The organism is Pseudooctadecabacter sp., assembly GCF_020627745.1.
In the GTDB taxonomy this organism is placed as follows: domain Bacteria; phylum Pseudomonadota; class Alphaproteobacteria; order Rhodobacterales; family Rhodobacteraceae; genus Octadecabacter.
Map to the genome: position 1 here is coordinate 1 of NZ_JAHDGE010000072.1, position 3724 is coordinate 3724.

Sequence of the window (3724 nt, forward strand, 5' to 3'; positions counted from 1 at the left end):
GGCATGGGCGGCGCCATGGATCTGGTCGCAGGCGTTGGTCGCGTGATCGTGGTGATGGACCACACCAACAAACATGGCGACAGCAAACTGCTGAAATCCTGCACCCTGCCGCTCACTGGCAAAGGCGTGGTGGATCGCATCATCACAAACCTCGGCGTGCTGGACGTGGTCGAAGGCGGCCTTAAAATCGTCGAAACAGCCGATGGCGTCACCGAAGACGAATTGCGCGCTGCCACCGAAGCCACGCTTGTCTGATCCAATGATCACCGAAGAACGGGACGGCCCAAAGGGCCGTTTCGTCATCCGGACACCGCAGGGTGACGCTGAGATGACGTATTCCGTCCTCTCCCCCTCCCTGCGGATCGTTGATCATACGGGCGTGCCCAAAGCCCTCGAAGGTCAGGGGTTCGCCTACCAGCTGGTGCTGCATCTGATTGAGGACGCCAAATCCAACGGCTACAAAATCGTGCCCCTGTGTCCCTATGTAAACGCCCAGCGCGCCAAGCACCCGGAATGGGCGGACCACTTCTCCGTCTGACGTCAGGCCCCGTTTCTCTGGTTCAAAAATACCTGAATCTGCCCTGTCGACCGGACACAGCGAACCCAAGGGTACGTCGTTTCCAATTTTGCGACAAAGTCATACTCTCGCCCTATTCTGTCGCTAATCGCGAAAGGATGAGCATGAGCAGCGCAGATCCGGCCCGGCAGATGGCCCACCCCGCCCCCGACAGCGGCAAGCGCCGCTGGCGCGATATCGCGCTTTTGGCGGTGTTGTTTGCCTTTGTGATTGCAGGCCTTGCCGGATTGGCAGCCGCCACCGGCTGGGAAGAGACGAAAGACCAGTTGATGCGTCTGACGGGCGCACAAATCGCGGTGCTTTTGGCGCTCAGCCTTGTGAATTACCTGTTTCGAGGCGTGCGATGGCATGTCTTTGCCCGCCGCTTGGGTCTGCCCACCGCGTTGGTGCAGGACCTGCGCCACTTTCTGGGCGGGTTCGCCATGTCCGTCACACCGGGCCGCGTGGGCGAATTGATCCGCATGCGGTGGCTCAAGCGTGAAACCGGTTGGGCCGTCGAACGCACGGCGCCCTTGGTCCTGATGGACCGTGCATCCGATCTGGCGGCGATGGCCCTGATCTTGGCGGGCGGCGTGGCGCTGTCTGCGGGCGGCATTGCCATGGCGATGCCCGTGGCGATTGTGGCCCTGATCGCGGCCTTTGTTGCGACCCGCCCTGCCCTGCTGGCAGCTTGCATCACATGGGTCTATCGCGGTCTTGGCCGGTTCCCCCGTCTGATGGCGCGGGCGCGGACGGCGGCGCGGTCTTTGGGCGTGTTTTCAAACGGGCCGGTGATGGCGGTGGCGCTGTCGTTGGGCCTGATCGGCTGGCTTGCCGAAGGGTATGCCTTTCATCTGCTCTTGATCTGGATGGGTGCCGACATCGGCTTTGCCAAAGCGGTTGCCATTTTCACTTTCTCGACCCTTGCGGGTGGACTGACCGGTGCGCCGGGCGGTGTCGGCGGGGCGGAGGCTGCGATGGTGGCGCTTTTGTCCCTCGAAGGCATCCCGCTTGAGGTGTCGATCCCCGCCACGGCCGTCATTCGCCTGACAACCCTGTGGTTCGCCATTCTGATCGGGTTGGCGATCTTCCCAGTTGCCGAAGCCAAATCGAACGCCGCACGCCCATGACCACAGACAAAACCTATACGGGCTGGGGCCGCGCCCTGCAGGCCAAAGGGGACGTGACCCGCCCCGACGACGCGCGCCACGTGGATGCCAGCGCGCCGGCGATCGGCAACCGCCGGTCCTATGGCGATGCGCCACTGAACGATGGCGGTGCGGCCACGGATATGACGCGGATTGACCGCATCCTCGACTTTGACCGCGACGCAGGTGTCATCACGGTTGAGGCAGGCGCCACCTTGGGTGAGCTTGCCCGCATCCTCGCCCCCCAAGGCTGGCTGCCTGCAGTGATGCCCGGCACCGGCTTTGCCACCGTGGGCGGGGCCATTGCCATGGATGTGCATGGCAAGAACCACCATCACGCGGGCAGTTTTTGCCAGCATGTGACGCAGATCACCCTGATGCAGGGACAAAAAACGCGGCGGATCACGCCCAAGACAGGCGCGCTGTGGCGGGCCACCTGCGGGGGCCTTGGGCAGACCGGCATCATCACGCAAGCGACCTTGCAGCTGACACCTGCCAAAGGTGATCTGATGCTGGTGACCGAACAGCGGGCCACGGATTGGGACCACCACATCGCCCTGCTGGATCACACCGATGCGCCCTATACCGTGGGCTGGATCGACGCGACCGCGACCGGTGCCGCCCTCGGGCGCGGCATTGTTGAAACGGGCGAAACCTGTCGCGGGCTGCGGGCCAAACCCCGCCCGGCCAAGAAAATCCCCCTTGATGCGCCCCATTGGGCGCTGTCGGGGCCCATCGTCAAAGCCTTTAACGCGGCCTACTATGCCCGTGTCCCGAAGTCGGGGCGCACGGTGGTGCGGTCCTTGCAGGACTTCTTCTTTCCGCTGGACAAAATTCACGACTGGAACCGGCTTTATGGCAAGCGCGGCTTTCACCAGTTTCAATGTGTGGTGCCGCTGGATCGGGCCGAAGCGCTGCGCGAGATGCTCAAAGTGATTGCGCGGTCTGGTCTGGCCTCGCCTTTGGCGGTCCTCAAACGGATGGGGCCAGGGCGCGCGGGCTATATGTCTTTCCCCATGGAAGGCTACACGCTGGCCATTGATTTTCCCAACCGACCCCAAGCCCGCCGCCTGATTGCGCGGCTGGAAGAGGCGACGGTGGCCGCCGGTGGGCGGCTCTATCTGGCCAAAGACGCGCTGTCTTCGGGCCCCGCGATCAAGGCGATGTACCCTGACTATCCCAAATGGGCCAAAGCGGCGGCCAAGGCCGACCCTGATGGCCAGCTGAAAACCGATATGATCCGCAGACTAGACCTAAGGACCTGACATGACCGACACTTGGATAATTCTGGGCGCAAGCTCCACCATTGCGAAGGCCTTTACCCGGTCTGTGGCCGAACAGGGTGCGCATGTGATTTTGGCGGGGCGTCGGATGGACGACCTTGCGGCCTCCGCCGCGGATGCCACAGCCCGCGGGGCCGCAGGGGCCGATCCGGTGATGTTTGACGCCCGCGATCCGGCAACGTTTCAGGCGATCATTGATGCCGCAACCGCAAAGGCGGGCACGATCAATTGCGCGGTCTTCGTAGGCTCCATGCCCGCGCAAGACGCGATTGACGCGGACCCCAGCCTGCTGGACGGCGTGATCGCCGACAGCCTGACCGGACCTGCGCGGGTGCTGCAGATGTTGGCTCCTATCCTGCAAGCGCGCGGCGACGGCGCCATTGTGGGTGTCGGGTCTGTGGCAGGTGACCGTGGACGGGTCGGCAATTACGTCTACGGCGCGGCCAAAGCGGGGTTCGCCACCTATCTGAGCGGTTTGCGCAACGCATTGGGACGCCACGGGGTCCATGTGCTGACGGTGAAGCCGGGTCCGGTGGACACGGCCATGACCCAAGGCCTCGGGCCACAGCCCTTTATGACGACGGCGGAGGCCGTGGTTGAGGATATCCACAAAGCGCTGCGCAAGAAGCGCAACACGCTTTACACCAAGTGGATCTGGTGGCCGGTCATGACGGTGATCAAGCTGATCCCCGAGCCTATTTTCAAGAAGATGTCGATCTGATCTTTTCGAATTTGCT

Annotated in this window: 5 protein-coding genes; all 5 read left to right on the forward strand. The window is 63.1% G+C overall.

Annotated elements, in window-relative coordinates; translation table 11 throughout:
* A partial coding sequence (locus QZ653_RS14880; RefSeq protein ID WP_296421293.1) for a CoA-transferase occupies positions 1 to 255 on the forward strand: 255 nt, incomplete at its 5' end.
* Complete coding sequence (locus QZ653_RS14885; protein ID WP_366933106.1) at positions 248 to 538, forward strand: GNAT family N-acetyltransferase; 291 nt, start codon at positions 248 to 250, stop codon at positions 536 to 538. The genes QZ653_RS14880 and QZ653_RS14885, both read left to right, overlap by 8 nt.
* Positions 539 to 681: 143 nt before the next feature.
* A complete protein-coding gene (locus tag QZ653_RS14890) occupies positions 682 to 1686 on the forward strand; it encodes a lysylphosphatidylglycerol synthase transmembrane domain-containing protein (RefSeq protein WP_296421294.1) in 1005 nt (334 codons plus the stop codon).
* A complete protein-coding gene (locus tag QZ653_RS14895) occupies positions 1683 to 2969 on the forward strand; it encodes an FAD-binding oxidoreductase (protein ID WP_296421296.1) in 1287 nt (428 codons plus the stop codon). The genes QZ653_RS14890 and QZ653_RS14895 overlap by 4 nt, the downstream gene beginning before the upstream one ends.
* A 1-nt stretch (position 2970) precedes the next feature.
* Positions 2971 to 3708: an SDR family NAD(P)-dependent oxidoreductase gene (locus tag QZ653_RS14900; protein ID WP_296421299.1), complete on the forward strand. Its 738-nt coding sequence runs from the start codon at positions 2971 to 2973 to the stop codon at positions 3706 to 3708.
* The last annotated feature ends 16 nt before the right edge of the window (positions 3709 to 3724 follow it).

Excerpts from the sequence above, each read along its gene's own strand:
- QZ653_RS14890 (WP_296421294.1), top strand. The coding sequence starts at position 682 with ATGAGCAGCGCAGATCCGGCCCGGCAGATGGCCCACCCCGCCCCCGAC.
- QZ653_RS14895 (WP_296421296.1), top strand. The coding sequence starts at position 1,683 with ATGACCACAGACAAAACCTATACGGGCTGGGGCCGCGCCCTGCAGGCC.
- QZ653_RS14900 (WP_296421299.1), top strand. The coding sequence starts at position 2,971 with ATGACCGACACTTGGATAATTCTGGGCGCAAGCTCCACCATTGCGAAG.